Here is a 12103-nt window from a genome sequence, read left to right on the forward strand (position 1 = left end):
TCGCGATAGGGCCGGTGCCTACACCGCAATCAGAAGCTGTAGTCCACCGTCGCGAAGTACGAGCGCGGTGCGCCGAACAACCATTGTTCGCCGCTGTGCGCGGCTACCACGTAATCGCGGTTGAACAGGTTGTTCACCTGCAACCCCAGGCGCACATCGGGCAACACCTGCCAGCCGACGTTGGCATCGACCACCGTATACCCCGGCACGCTCTGGCTGTTGGCGGTGTTGGCGTAACGCTCGTCCACGTAGCGCAGGCCGATGCCGGCATCGACCGCCTGGCCGAACCCCTTGCTCAACCATAGGTTGGCGGTGCGGCGCGGTACATTGGCCGGGCGGTTGCCAGCACGGTCGGCCACGCCCGCCGAGGTGTTCTCCTCGAACTCATCGTACTTGGCCCGCACCAGTGCCGCGTTCGCCGACAGCTGCCACTGGTTGCCCAGCGCCAGCTCCAGCGTCGCCTCCAGGCCATCGGAGGTCTGTTGGCCGGCCTGTTGCTGGGTCTTGGACGCCGGGTCGTAGACCAGCAGTTTCTTCTTGACGATGTGGTACGCCGCCAAGGTCCACTCGCCACGCCCTTCCCAGAAGCGTTGTTTGAGGCCCAGCTCGGTCTGCCTGGCCTCGGTCAGGTCGTAGTTGATCTGCGCCGGGCTCAGGCTGATCAGGTTGCTCACCCCGTCTTCGCTGGTGGAGTACTGGCCGTACAGCGACAGCTCGTCGGTCAGCGCGAACACCAGCCCCGCACGCCAGTTGCCACCCTGCAGGCTACGGTCGGCACGGCTGCCGTTGACCAGGTTGTCGCGGTCGATGTGGTTCTGGTCGCGGCGCACGCCGGTGACCAGCGACAGGCGCTCGGTCAGTTGGGTGCGGTTCTCGGCGAACAGGGCGAAGGTGTGGGTGGTGGAGAGGGTCTGCGGGCGTAGCGCCGACTGGCTCTGGAACCAGCCCGGGGCTGGGCTCCAGGGGTCGATGTAGTCGCCACCGACGTCGACGTAGGGCGAGTTGCTGTCGACGTTGAAGCGGATCTTGTTGTACTCGGCGCCGACCACGGTCTTGCTGGCCAGGCCGAACAGTGAGTGATCGAAGGTAAAGCTTTGGCGGTCGCCGATCTGCTCCTGGTTGTGCTTGATCTCCAGGTAGCTTTCACGCAGCAGTTGTTCTTCGGCCGGGTCCCAGCTGTAGTCCTCGGCATTGCGCCAGTGGCGGCGGCTCTTGATGTAGTAGAGCTGGTTGCTGGCGCTGACGCTGTCGCTCAGGGTCCAGTCGGTGTTGAAGCGGGTCCATTCGTCGTGGTAGCGCTGCACGTCGTTCTGGATGTTGTAGTTCTTCTTGCGCAGGCTGTCGCGGTAGTGGCCGTCGATCAGCGGGGTGCCGAAGTAGTTGGCCGGCTCCAGGTCGCCGCGCTCGTGGGCCAGGGTGAAACTCAGGTCGTCGGTGGCGTCGAAGCGCAGCGCTGCGCTCAGGGCCAGGCCGCGTGAATCGGTACGGTCGACCCAGCCGTTGCCTTCCTGCTTGTTCAGGGTCACGCGGTAGCTCAGGCGCTCGCTCAGGCTGCCGCCGCTGTCCAGGCCCAGTTGCTGGCGGTCCCAGGAGCCGTAGCCCAGGCGCACGTGGTTGCGGATCTCGCCGGCGAAAGGTTTCTTCGGGATCACGTTGATCACCGCGCCCGTGGCGCCCTCGCCATACAGCACCGAGGCCGGGCCACGGATCACGTCGATGCGCTCGACCATCCACGGGTCGACCGGGAAGGTCTGGGTGCCCGCGCCGGTGTACAGGCGTGCTCCGTCGAACAGGGTCATCACCGAGCTGTGGCCGGTGAAGCCGCGGGCGGAGAGGGCGGTGTTGCCGTTGCCGGGCGTGCCGATGGAAGTGATGCCCGGCGAGCGGGTCACGGCGTCCTGTACGGTGAGGTTGTTGCGCTGCTGGATCTGCTCGGCGGTGATGCTGCTGGTGCTGGCAGGGGTGTCCAGGGCGCTGAGGTTCAGGCGCGAGCCGGCCGCGGTCGGGGTGGCCAGGTCGATCTTCTGTTCATCGAGGGTGTCGGTGATGGCCGTCGAGGGCAGGGCCAGGACCTTGCTGGCAGGTTCTTCGGCCAGGGCCGGCAACGAGACGGCCAGGCAGGCCGCCAGGGTGTGAAGCGTGTGAAGTCGGGACATGTCGTTCCACTGTCGCAGGAAGGAATGGTTCCCGGTGGAAACAACGCAAAGACAAGCAACCACGCACGCAGGCGCGCACGCGAACACCGGCCTGCGCCCGCCCACCGCGGGTTTGCCAACGAGCGTTCCAGGCCGGTCTCCGGGCTTGCGAGGGTCATGAAGCCTTCACCTTCCCATGCGCATGCACAGTGGTGTGTCGAAGGGTTCGCTCGCTTACCGTTGCGGGGGCAGCGCCGGACTGGTCGTGAAGACGCACCGGCTTCCCGTTTCACCCTGCGCGCGGCGGCGCAGGACACCTGAAACTGGCGCGCATATGACCACCGAACGGGTGGGGAGTCAATCGTTCGGGTGGGCGAAAAACTGTGATAAGTCGTAGGGTTGCGTGTTCTATCTGAATTTTTTCGAACTTTTTCGCCAGGCGTTGTCTCGAACCGTTCGTTCGCCTTATTTATCAACGTCATGGAGACTTTTGCGAATGTTCACTGGAAAACTGCTGCGTCACACCTGCGCCCTGGCCCTCTTGGGTGCGCCTCTGGCGGTGAAGGCCGCGCCCAGCACCGAGCCGTTGTTCACCTTCGGCCTGCTCGGCGCCTACGACACCTTCAAGTTCGAAGGTGGCGATGACTCCGACAAGGAGCACATGGGCCAGGGTGGCGTGTTCGCCAACTTCGGCAACAAGATGACCGCCGAGTCCGGCTTCATCTACCAGCTCGGGGCTGAAGCCAAGTACGGCAAGAAGAGTGACAACAAGCTCAAGGAAGCCCAGGCCGACCTCGACCTCGGCTGGCGCGCGGCGCTGGATGCGCGCAACTTCGTCGATGTGGTCGTGGGCGGCGGCTACAGCTGGACGCGCTTCGAGCCTGAGATCAACGACCTGGACACCAAGCTGACCTACAAGTCGCCGTTCGCCAAGGCGGCGCTGGGCTACAACCACCAGTTCGATGCTTCGACCCTGCGCGTGGAGGTGGGTGCCCGCCACACCCTCGACGGCCGTGCGCGGCTGAAGGTCGATGATTTCGGCAGCGACAGTGTGGACATGAAGGACCGCACCAACCCCTACGCCGAGGTCACGCTGCTGATGAACCAGCAAGGCGGGCTGCCGATTCAGGCGGGGGTGTACTACACCCGTACCGAGTACAAGGTCGACGAGGATTCGCCAGTGGTCGACAACAACAAGCTCAAGCGTGACGAGTTTGGCGTGAAGGTCGGGTTGGCCTTCTAAAGCATGGCTGAAGCCCTGTAGGAGCGGGTTCGCCCCGCGATAGCGATGGTGGCCACACCGACGCAATCGCGGGGCAAGCCCGCTCTACAGGAAATGCGCTGTCTTCTGGGGCTTCAGCGGCCACGTCGGCGCGACACCCTTGCCTCGATGTTCTTGCGCCCGATCAGCAGTGGTGGCTTTTCCACCACGGGCTCATCGGCCAGCCACTTGTACATCACCAGGCAATCCACCAGCCCCAGCCGGGCATGGCGGTACGCCTTGGGCAAACGCCCGACTGTCTCGAACCCGAGCTTCTGCCACAACGCCACCGCCACCGTGTTGCTGGCCACCACCGAGTTGAACTGCAAGGCCAGGAAACCTTCCTGGCGCGCCAGCTTCTGCGAGTGCTCGCACATCAACCGCGCCACCCCCCGCCCACGGGCAGCATCGGCGACCATATAGCCGCAGTTGCCGACATGCGCGCCAGGGCCGGCGGCGTTGGCCTTTAGGTAATAGCTGCCGAGCAGTTCGCCCTCTTGCTCGGCCACCAGCGTGCGCAGCGGCGATTCCAGCCACAGCAGGCGCGCCTGCTCGCGGCTCAGCTCGGGGTCGAAGGCGTAGGTTTCACGGGCCTGGACGATGGCCTGGAAGGTCGGCCAGAAGCGCTCGAAGTCGTCCGGGGTCATGGGGCGGATGTGGATCATGCGGGTTCCTGCGCGGGTGTGGCCGGCCAGTCTGGGTGCAGTGGCGCCGCCGCGCAAGGGTGGCGGCGCCCGCTGGGCTCAACTGCCGGCCTTGCCCACCGCATCCAGTGCCCGTGCTGAATACACCAGCGCGGCGCCAGCATTCATCGCCACCGCCACGCCAAGCGCCTCGGCAATCTCCTCGCGGGTGGCGCCCTGCTTGACCGCTTGCTGCGAATGCACGGCGATGCAGCCGTCGCAGCGGGTGGTCACCGCCACGGCGAGGGATATCAGTTCACGGGTCTTGGCGTCGAGGTGGTGGGTCTTGGCGCCCGCGCCGCTGGCGGTCATGTAGCCAGCGACGGTGTCGGGGGAGAGTTGCTTGAGATCGCCGATGCCGGCCATCAACTGCTTACGGTAGGCGTCCCAGTCCATCATGCTCATCGTCTTCACCTTGTCAGGTTGGCAACAGGAGCTTTCAGGCTAGACGAAGATCGCGACGACGTTGGCGGGCGTCATCGCGGCAGCTCAGATATAGATGAACACCAGGACCAACGCGGCCACCACCGCCCACTTCTCCAGGTAATAGCGGGCACGGTTGCGTTTCTTCATTGCCTTGCCGCGCTCGCGAATCTTGTAGATGCGCGTGAACAGGCGGTTGATGCCGCCGGTCTTGTCGTTGGCGTCGTTCGGCGCGGCTGCCGCGGCCATCACGTTGCGGCTGAACCAACGGTTGAAGGCGGTCGCCCAGCGGTACTTGAGCGGGCGTTCGATGTCGCAGAACAGGATGATGCGGTTGTGCTCGGTGGTGTTGGCGGCGTAGTGGATGTACGTCTCGTCGAACATCACGGCCTCGCCATCGCGCCAGGCGTATTTCTCGCCGTCCACGTCGATGTAGCAGCCGTCGTCGTTGGGCGTGTCCAGGCCCAGGTGGTAGCGGTAGGAGCCGGCATACGGGTCACGGTGGCGCACCAGCTTGGCCCCCGGTGGCAGGGTGGCGAACATGGCGGCCTTGACCGAGCCAATGCCCTGCAACAGCTCGGTGGTGCGTGGGCACAGAGTCATCGCCGAGGGGTGGCTCTCGCCGTACCACTTGAGGTAGAAACGTTTCCAGCCGGTCTTGAAGAACGAGTTGAAGCCGACGTCGTCATAATTGTCGGATTTCTTGATTTCGCCGGCGTGCAGCAGTTGCTGGGCCTCGACGCGGATTTCCTGCCAATGGTCCTTCAGCGTCTGCAGCTCGGGAAACGCCTCGACCGGCAGGTACGGCTTGGCCGGGTGGCGGGAGAACAGGTAGAGGAAGCTGTTGACCGGGGCCAGGAAGCTGGAGTGATCGCCCAGCTGGCGGGTGAATTTGTGACGAACACGACCGCGCAGGTGAACATAAGCGATCGAAAGGGCGAAGATCAGTACGAGTGCGATTTTCATGGACGGATACTTGTCGAAGAAAAATGGCCATGCGCCATGGCCTATGCCCGCCAGCATAAACAATCGTGCTTGCAGTTTGTACCTATTGTTACGCGCACCCACCCACCCCACCCAGGACTTCTCCATGCCTCAGGATGCCCGCCCCAACGACGCCCCTTTCAAGCGCCTGTTCTTCGCGTTGTCGGTCGGTGACGCCCAGCGCCGCGCCTTGGCGCAGTGGCGCCGTGGCCTTGGTCTGCGTAGTGGCAAGCCGGTGCCCGCGGAGAATTTTCACCTGACCCTGCTGTTCCTCGGCGACGTCGACGCCGCCCAGGTGCCGGCCCTGTGCGCCGCCGTCGACAACCTCAAGCGCCCCGGCGCGCCATTGCGCCTGGTGCTCGACCGCCTGCAGGCGTGGCCGCGCCCTGGCGTGCTGGTGCTCGCCCCTGGGGACACGCCGCCCGCCCTGCGCCAGCTTGCCTACGCCCTGCAGCAGGCGGTGCTGCCGCTGGGCATCGGCGGCGAGCAGGCTCGCGACTACCGCCCGCACCTGACCCTGTCGCGGGACTTTCGTGGCCAGGCGCCGGAGGCTCAAGTGGCGCCTGACTTCCTCCTCAGTGCCCGCCAGTTCACCCTGTATGAGTCGCGCAAGGGGCGCTACTGGCCGTTGGCCGAGTGGTCGCTGGCCGATTGAACACGCCTGCGCCCAACGCCCGCGCGGCCTGCAAATGCACCTGCGGGTCAAGGGTCTCGCTGTCGGCCAGCAGGGTCGAGCCCAGCACCTGGGCGCCGCAGTAGTCGAAGATGCCGTGCTCGATCTGCACGCGCATCGCCGCGCCATAGCCATGGCGCTCGAAGGTGCCCGCATCTGCGCCGGCGACACCCACCAGCTGTACGCGCATGCCCTGCAGCTTCTTGATCAGCCGGCCATCGTCGTAGTAGTCGAAGGCCCAGCCGTTGCTGAACACCCGTTCGACCCAGCCCTTGAGCAATGCGGGTAGCGACCACCAGTAGATGGGGTAGACCAGCACCACGGCATCGGCCCGTTGGAGGCGCGCCTGCTCGGCCAGCACGTCCGCCGGCGGCGCGGCGAGGCGACGGTGCACCGCGTGGTCGGCGAGGCTGAAGCGCGGGTCGAAGCCTTCCGCGGCCAGGTCGGCGATTTCGCTGGTGTGCCCGGCGCTGGCCAGGCCACTGGCGACCTGGTGGGCCAGGGCATGGGTGAGGGAGGTGGAGTCGTGATGGCCGACGACGATCAAGGCATGCATGGCGCTTCTCCAAGAGGGGTGCAGGGTTATCACGAGCGTTATATACTCGCAGTAAGTTACGTTTAGTAAGTTACTTTTGGTAGGTAATCGATGTCAAGCGATGAAAAAGCCGTGCCGCGCAAGCGGCTGTCCCGCGAGGAGCGTCGCCGCCAGCTGCTCGACGTGGCCTGGCAACTGGTGCGCGAGGAGGGTACCGATGCCCTGAGCCTGGGCCGTCTGGCCGAGCAGGCCGGCGTCACCAAGCCCGTGGTGTACGACCATTTCGAGACCCGCACCGGCTTGCTGGCGGCCTTGTACGAGGAGTACGACACGCGCCAGACGGCGATGCTCGACACCGCCCTGGCGGGGTGCGAGGCGACGTTGCAAAGCCGTGCCGGGGTGATCGCCCAGGCCTATGTGGACTGTGTGATGACCATGGGCCGGGAAATTCCGGGGTTGAGCGCGGCGCTGGAAGGCTCGCCAGAGTTGGAAGCGCTCAAGCGCCGCTATGAGTGGGCGTTTCTCGGCAAGTGCCGGGAGGCGCTGGTGCCCTTCGTGGCCAGGGGCGAGATCAGTGCGGCGGGGATGCGCCTGCTGGTCGGCGCGGCCGAAGGGTTGTCGCAGGCCGCGGCGGCGGGGGAGCTGGGGGCGGACGAGGCCAAGGCCGAATTGAGCGCCGCGATCACCGCGATGATCGCCCGGCAATAGCGGCGCGCCGGTCTTGGTCTTGTCAGTGCTGGCCTCATCGCGGGCTGGTCACGCGATCAAGGGCCAAGCCCTTGCCCTCCACCGCCCGCCTCAGGCTGGCAGGCTCTGGTAGCCGTGCTCGTCGCCCGGGCTGCGCGCGAACTGGCGCTTGTACTCGCGGCTGAACTGCGACGTACTCTGGTAGCCCACCCGGTGCGCCACTTGCGCCACACCCAGGCGTTCGCCGATCAGCATCTGCTGGGCTTTGAGCAGGCGTACGCGTTTCAAGTACTGCATCGGTGCCAGGTCGGTGCTGCGCTTGAAGTGCTCGTGGAAGGTCGACACGCTCATGTTGGCGCGGCTGGCCAGCATCTCCACGTTCAAGGGTTCGGCATAGTGTTCGCGCAGGTAGCTCAGCGCCGCCCCGATACGGGCGAAGTGCCCCTGCTGTTCGACCAGTGCGCGCAACACCCCGGCTTGTGAGCCGCGCAGCGCCGCATACAGCACTTCGCGCACCCGCGCGGGGCCCAGCACCTTGGCATCCAGTGGATTTTGCAGGCAATGCAGCAGGCGTTCGACGCTGTCGCGCATCGGCGCATCCAGCGCGGCCGAACTCATCGATTGCGGGGTCTGCGCCTGAACCGCGGGGTCCGGTGGCAGGGCCATGCTCTGCACCAGTTCGCTGAGCAGGGTCCGGTCGATGTCCACCGCCACGCCGAGCATCGGCGCCTCGGGGGTGGCGAAGGTTTCACACATGAACGGCACCGACAGCGCCTGCACCAGGTAATGCCCGGCCCCGTACTCCAGCGTGCGCGCGCCCAGGCGCGCCAGCTTGCTGCCCTGGGCCAGGATGATCAGGCTCGGCTCGTAGATCTGTGGGCTGCTGGCCACGTACTGGTCCCATGACATCACCTGCACCTGGGGCAGGTGGGTGGGCACGAAGCCCGGGCGGGTGGCGAGGGCGCTGATCAGCGTGCAGAGGGTGGCGTTGGCATCGACGTGACGGGTCAGTTGCATGGGGAAACCAAAGGCAGAGAAACGGATACTGGCATCTTCTCAGATTGGCCGCACGGCGCCATATCGGCCAGGGCAAGTCCGGAGAATCAGGCACGAATCCCGGAGGATCGTCGGTGGGAGAGGGCGCGCGCACTGCGCAGAATGCACGGCCTGAATCGTTTCAAACCTGCGAGGCCCACAGTATGTATACCGCCATCGGTTATGCCGCCCAGTCGTCTGCCAGCCCCCTGGCGCCCATGACGTTCCAGCGCCGCAGCCCGCGCCCGGACGACGTCGCCATCGAGATTCTCTACTGTGGCGTGTGCCACTCCGATATCCACCAGGCCCGTAACGAATGGGGCTTTTCCACTTACCCGCTGATGCCGGGCCACGAGATCGTCGGCCGGGTCACGGCGGTGGGTGGGCAGGTCACCCGCTACCAGGTCGGCGACCTGGTCGGGGTCGGCTGCATGGTCGATTCCTGCCGTCACTGCGAGGCCTGCAGGGCGGACCTGGAGCAGTACTGCCTGGAGGGCATGACCCAGACCTACGGCACCCCCGACCGCATCGACGGCAGCATCACCCTGGGCGGCTATTCCAACAGCGTGGTGGTCAGCGAGCACTTCGTGCTGCGCATCCCCGAGGGCATGGAGCTGGCCAGCGCCGCGCCGATCCTCTGCGCCGGCATCACCACCTACTCGCCGCTCAAGCACCACGGCATCGGCCCTGGGCACAAGGTCGGCATCCTTGGCATGGGCGGCCTGGGGCACATGGGCATCAAGTTCGCCAAGGCCCTGGGCGCCGAAGTGACCCTGTTCACCCGTTCCCAGGCCAAGGCCGAGGAAGCCCGCCGCCAGGGCGCCGACCAAGTGATCGTGTCGACCGACGCCGAGCAGATGCGCGCCGCCGCCGGGCATTTCGATTTCCTGCTCGACACTATCCCGGTGCAGCACGACCTGAACCCGTACCTGGAGACGCTGAAGTTCGATGGCGTGCACATCCTGGTGGGCCTGATCGAGCCGGTGGAGCCTCCGGTGCACGCGGCGAGCCTGGTGCTCAAGCGCCGGGTGCTGGCCGGCTCGTTGATCGGCGGTATCGCCGAGACCCAAGAGGTGCTGGACTTCTGTGCCGAGCATGGGATTCGCTGTGATATCGAGATGCTGGACATCCGTAACATCAACCAGGCGTTCGAGCGGATGATCGCCGGGGACGTGAAATACCGCTTCGTGATCGACATGGCGACGTTGAAGGGCTGACCGCGCCGGCCTCAACCGGAATCTCCCGCCATCCGCCGCACCCACCACCTGCCGCCACTGTTCGCGGCCATCGTCACCCATCCCCCGCACCACACGCCTTGTTCGGCATGTACTACAGTGCGGGGAGGGTACTCCGGTTATGTCCGCGGTTGTGAGGCCCGACCTTGACGCGTACCATGCCGGGCATTCCTTCCAATAAGAACCGTGCATCCGCTGCCCCAGCCTGGGCGGTGGAGTGCGTCCTGTCGCTTTGCCTGCGGAGATTGCATTGGCCTCCATGAATGGACCCATCACCACCCCCTTGCCCGCCCCCGAGGGCGGCGGCAGTTGGTTGAGCGTGATCGCGCTCGCCCTGGCCGCCTTCATCTTCAACACCACCGAATTCGTACCGGTCGCCTTGCTCAGCGACATTGGCCGCAGCTTTGACATGAGCACCGCTCAGGTCGGGCTGATGCTGACCATCTATGCCTGGGTGGTGGCCCTGGCCTCGCTGCCGATGATGCTGTTGACGCGCAACGTCGAACGGCGCCGGTTGCTGCTGTTCGTGTTCCTGGTGTTTATCGTCAGCCACCTGTTGTCGTGGTTGTCGCAGAGTTTCGCGATGCTGCTGGTCAGCCGTATCGGCATCGCGCTGGCGCATGCGGTGTTCTGGGCCATCACCGCTTCGCTCGCCGTGCGGGTGGCGCCCGCGGGCAAACAGGCCAAGGCGCTGGGGCTGCTGGCCACCGGCACCACCTTGGCGATGGTTCTGGGCATTCCCCTGGGGCGTGTGGTGGGCGAGGCGCTGGGCTGGCGCATCACCTTCCTGAGCATCGCTGGGGTGGCGCTGGTGACCATGCTGTGCCTGATGAAGTCGCTGCCATTGCTGCCCAGCCAGAACTCCGGTTCGCTGCGCAGCCTGCCGGTGCTGTTCGGGCGCCCGGCGCTGGTGATCACCTACGTGCTGGTGACGCTGGTGATCACCGCGCAGTTCACCGCCTACAGCTACATCGAACCGTTCGCCCTGCACGTGGCGCAGATCGGTGGTGAGCGCACCACCATGCTGTTGCTGTTGTTCGGCGGCGCCGGGGTGTTTGGCTCGGTGCTGTTCAGCCGCTACAGCGACCGCTTCCCGCATGGCTTCCTGGTGGGGTCGATCGGTTGCCTGGCGGCGTGCCTGCTGCTGTTGCTGCCGCTGTCGGGCAGCTTCCCGGTGTTCGCCGTGCTCAGCATGTTCTGGGGCGTGGCGATCCTGAGTTTCAGCCTGTCGTTGCAGTCCAAGACGCTGAAGCTGGCGTCGGATGCCACTGACGTGGCGATGGCGCTGTTTTCCGGGATCTACAACATCGGCATCGGTGGCGGGGCGTTGCTCGGGAGCATCGTCAGCAGCCAACTGGGCGTGGCCAACATCGGCCTGGTGGGTGGCGCGGTGGCATTGGTCGGGTTGGGCTTGGCCGTGGGCAGCACCCAGCGGTTCCGGGAGTCGCTGGGCAGCGCACCAGGGCATTCGTAAGGCGGCGGGGCAAGCCCGCCTGCGGTTTAGAACGAATGCGCAGCCTGACCGGTGGCGTGCGGTTGCAGCCTGTCGAAGCGCTCGCGCAACCACAAGTGCAGTTGCGCCACTGTCGGCGACACCTGCTTGCGGTGCGGGCACACCAGCGCCACCGGGCGCAGGTCGCCGGGGTAGTCGGGCAGCAGCAGCTCCAATTCGCCAGCCACCACGTTGGCGCTGACATCCAGCCATGACTTGTAGGCAATCCCTTCGCCGGCCAGGGCCCAGCGCCGCACCACGTCGGCGTCGTCGCAGAACAACGGGCCGCTGACCTGCACCGAGCGTTCGCCCAGTTGCCAACGGTCGAAGGCCCGTTCGTTCTGCTGGTACAGCAGGCAGTCGTGGTGCTGCAGGTCGTCCGGGGTGTGCGGGCGTCCGCGTCGTGCCAGGTAGGTGGGCGAGGCCACCAGTACGCGGCGGTTGCGGGGCGCGAGCGGCAGGGCGACGTAATTGGCTTGCTCGTCGCCGCCGTAGCGGATGGCCACGTCCACCGGATCGCGGTAGAGATCGGCCATCTGGTCGGACAGAAAGAAGCGCAGGCTCAGCTCCGGGTGCTGGCGGCGGAAGTCGACCAGCCACGGCATGACGATGTTGCGCCCCAGGTCCGACGGCGCCGACACCTGCAGGATGCCGCGCAGGGTGCTGTGGCTGCCGTGCAGGTTCTCGCGGCCCTGGCGCAGGGTCTCCAGCACGCTGTGGGCGGTGGGCAGGTACAGCTCGCCCTCGGCGGTCAGGCGCAGGCTGCGGGTGGTGCGGGCGAACAGGCGCACGTCGAGGTCGCGCTCCAGGCGCTTGATCGCCGCCGCCACCTGGCCCGGCAGCAGGCCGGCTTCATGGGCCGCGGCAGTGAAGCTGCCCAGGGCGCTGGAGCGGATGAACAGTTCGAGGTCGGTGATGCGCAGCATTTTCACTCCAGGTGTGAAAGTGTTGCTGCATTGT

General features: G+C 65.9%; 12 protein-coding genes and 1 riboswitch. Of the genes, 5 read left to right on the forward strand and 7 right to left on the reverse strand.

The window, feature by feature from the left end; translation table 11 throughout:
* Positions 1 to 29: 29 nt before the first annotated feature.
* Entirely contained in the window at positions 30 to 2156 is a 2127-nt protein-coding gene (locus P0Y43_RS15380) for a TonB-dependent receptor (RefSeq protein WP_275638120.1), read from the reverse strand.
* A 113-nt stretch (positions 2157 to 2269) separates the two neighbouring features.
* Positions 2270 to 2471, reverse strand: a riboswitch (cobalamin riboswitch).
* A gap of 160 nt (positions 2472 to 2631) precedes the next feature.
* Here P0Y43_RS15380 and P0Y43_RS15385 point away from each other — a divergent pair.
* Complete coding sequence (locus tag P0Y43_RS15385; RefSeq protein ID WP_275638121.1) at positions 2632 to 3378, forward strand: outer membrane beta-barrel protein; 747 nt, start codon at positions 2632 to 2634, stop codon at positions 3376 to 3378.
* A 113-nt stretch (positions 3379 to 3491) separates the two neighbouring features.
* Here P0Y43_RS15385 and P0Y43_RS15390 read toward each other — a convergent pair whose 3' ends face one another.
* From P0Y43_RS15390 to lpxO, 3 genes are all read right to left on the reverse strand, one after another.
* Entirely contained in the window at positions 3492 to 4061 is a 570-nt protein-coding gene (locus P0Y43_RS15390; RefSeq protein ID WP_275638122.1) for a GNAT family N-acetyltransferase, read from the reverse strand.
* Positions 4062 to 4139: 78 nt separating this feature from the next.
* Positions 4140 to 4484 (reverse strand): carboxymuconolactone decarboxylase family protein, encoded by a 345-nt coding sequence (locus tag P0Y43_RS15395; protein ID WP_275638123.1) that lies wholly within the window; start codon positions 4482 to 4484, stop codon positions 4140 to 4142.
* A gap of 84 nt (positions 4485 to 4568) precedes the next feature.
* Positions 4569 to 5468, reverse strand: coding sequence for a lipid A hydroxylase LpxO (gene lpxO / locus P0Y43_RS15400; RefSeq protein ID WP_275638124.1), 900 nt, complete (start codon positions 5466 to 5468; stop codon positions 4569 to 4571).
* Between the two features lie 124 nt (positions 5469 to 5592).
* Here lpxO and thpR point away from each other — a divergent pair, with 124 nt between their 5' ends.
* Positions 5593 to 6141 carry an RNA 2',3'-cyclic phosphodiesterase gene (gene thpR, locus P0Y43_RS15405; protein WP_275638125.1) on the forward strand — a complete coding sequence of 183 codons (549 nt, stop codon included), beginning with the start codon at positions 5593 to 5595 and terminating at the stop codon, positions 6139 to 6141.
* Here the strand turns inward: thpR and P0Y43_RS15410 are convergent.
* Positions 6077 to 6715 carry an NAD(P)H-dependent oxidoreductase gene (locus P0Y43_RS15410; protein ID WP_275638126.1) on the reverse strand — a complete coding sequence of 213 codons (639 nt, stop codon included), beginning with the start codon at positions 6713 to 6715 and terminating at the stop codon, positions 6077 to 6079. The two genes, thpR and P0Y43_RS15410, sit on opposite strands and share 65 nt — an antisense overlap.
* Positions 6716 to 6805: 90 nt before the next feature.
* On the opposite strand from P0Y43_RS15410, the gene P0Y43_RS15415 reads away from it, so the two are divergent.
* The gene (locus tag P0Y43_RS15415; protein WP_275638127.1) at positions 6806 to 7402 is read left to right on the forward strand and encodes a TetR/AcrR family transcriptional regulator; all 597 of its coding nucleotides are present in this window, start codon (positions 6806 to 6808) and stop codon (positions 7400 to 7402) included.
* A gap of 90 nt (positions 7403 to 7492) precedes the next feature.
* On the opposite strand, the gene P0Y43_RS15420 is transcribed toward P0Y43_RS15415, so the two are convergent.
* On the reverse strand, positions 7493 to 8398 hold the full coding sequence (locus P0Y43_RS15420; protein WP_275638128.1) for an AraC family transcriptional regulator: 906 nt from the start codon (positions 8396 to 8398) through the stop codon (positions 7493 to 7495).
* A 182-nt stretch (positions 8399 to 8580) separates the two neighbouring features.
* On the opposite strand from P0Y43_RS15420, the gene P0Y43_RS15425 reads away from it, so the two are divergent.
* Both P0Y43_RS15425 and P0Y43_RS15430 read left to right on the forward strand, forming a co-directional pair.
* Positions 8581 to 9633, forward strand: coding sequence for an NAD(P)-dependent alcohol dehydrogenase (locus P0Y43_RS15425; protein ID WP_275638129.1), 1053 nt, complete (start codon positions 8581 to 8583; stop codon positions 9631 to 9633).
* Between the two features lie 277 nt (positions 9634 to 9910).
* Positions 9911 to 11125: a sugar transporter gene (locus tag P0Y43_RS15430; protein WP_275638130.1), complete on the forward strand. Its 1215-nt coding sequence runs from the start codon at positions 9911 to 9913 to the stop codon at positions 11123 to 11125.
* A gap of 26 nt (positions 11126 to 11151) precedes the next feature.
* Here P0Y43_RS15430 and P0Y43_RS15435 read toward each other — a convergent pair whose 3' ends face one another.
* Positions 11152 to 12069 (reverse strand): LysR family transcriptional regulator, encoded by a 918-nt coding sequence (locus P0Y43_RS15435; RefSeq protein WP_275638131.1) that lies wholly within the window; start codon positions 12067 to 12069, stop codon positions 11152 to 11154.
* Between the last annotated feature and the right edge of the window lie 34 nt (positions 12070 to 12103).

The organism is Pseudomonas entomophila (assembly GCF_029193575.1).
In the GTDB taxonomy this organism is placed as follows: Bacteria; Pseudomonadota; Gammaproteobacteria; order Pseudomonadales; family Pseudomonadaceae; genus Aquipseudomonas; species Aquipseudomonas entomophila_G.

Coding starts and splice junctions, on each gene's coding strand:
- P0Y43_RS15385 (WP_275638121.1), top strand. CDS start 2,632: ATGTTCACTGGAAAACTGCTGCGTCACACCTGCGCCCTGGCCCTCTTG.
- P0Y43_RS15390 (WP_275638122.1), bottom strand. CDS start 4,061: ATGATCCACATCCGCCCCATGACCCCGGACGACTTCGAGCGCTTCTGG.
- thpR (WP_275638125.1), top strand. CDS start 5,593: ATGCCTCAGGATGCCCGCCCCAACGACGCCCCTTTCAAGCGCCTGTTC.
- lpxO (WP_275638124.1), bottom strand. CDS start 5,468: ATGAAAATCGCACTCGTACTGATCTTCGCCCTTTCGATCGCTTATGTT.
- P0Y43_RS15410 (WP_275638126.1), bottom strand. CDS start 6,715: ATGCATGCCTTGATCGTCGTCGGCCATCACGACTCCACCTCCCTCACC.
- P0Y43_RS15415 (WP_275638127.1), top strand. CDS start 6,806: ATGTCAAGCGATGAAAAAGCCGTGCCGCGCAAGCGGCTGTCCCGCGAG.
- P0Y43_RS15430 (WP_275638130.1), top strand. CDS start 9,911: ATGAATGGACCCATCACCACCCCCTTGCCCGCCCCCGAGGGCGGCGGC.
- P0Y43_RS15435 (WP_275638131.1), bottom strand. CDS start 12,069: ATGCTGCGCATCACCGACCTCGAACTGTTCATCCGCTCCAGCGCCCTG.
- P0Y43_RS15420 (WP_275638128.1), bottom strand. CDS start 8,398: ATGCAACTGACCCGTCACGTCGATGCCAACGCCACCCTCTGCACGCTG.
- P0Y43_RS15395 (WP_275638123.1), bottom strand. CDS start 4,484: ATGAGCATGATGGACTGGGACGCCTACCGTAAGCAGTTGATGGCCGGC.
- P0Y43_RS15425 (WP_275638129.1), top strand. CDS start 8,581: ATGTATACCGCCATCGGTTATGCCGCCCAGTCGTCTGCCAGCCCCCTG.
- P0Y43_RS15380 (WP_275638120.1), bottom strand. CDS start 2,156: ATGTCCCGACTTCACACGCTTCACACCCTGGCGGCCTGCCTGGCCGTC.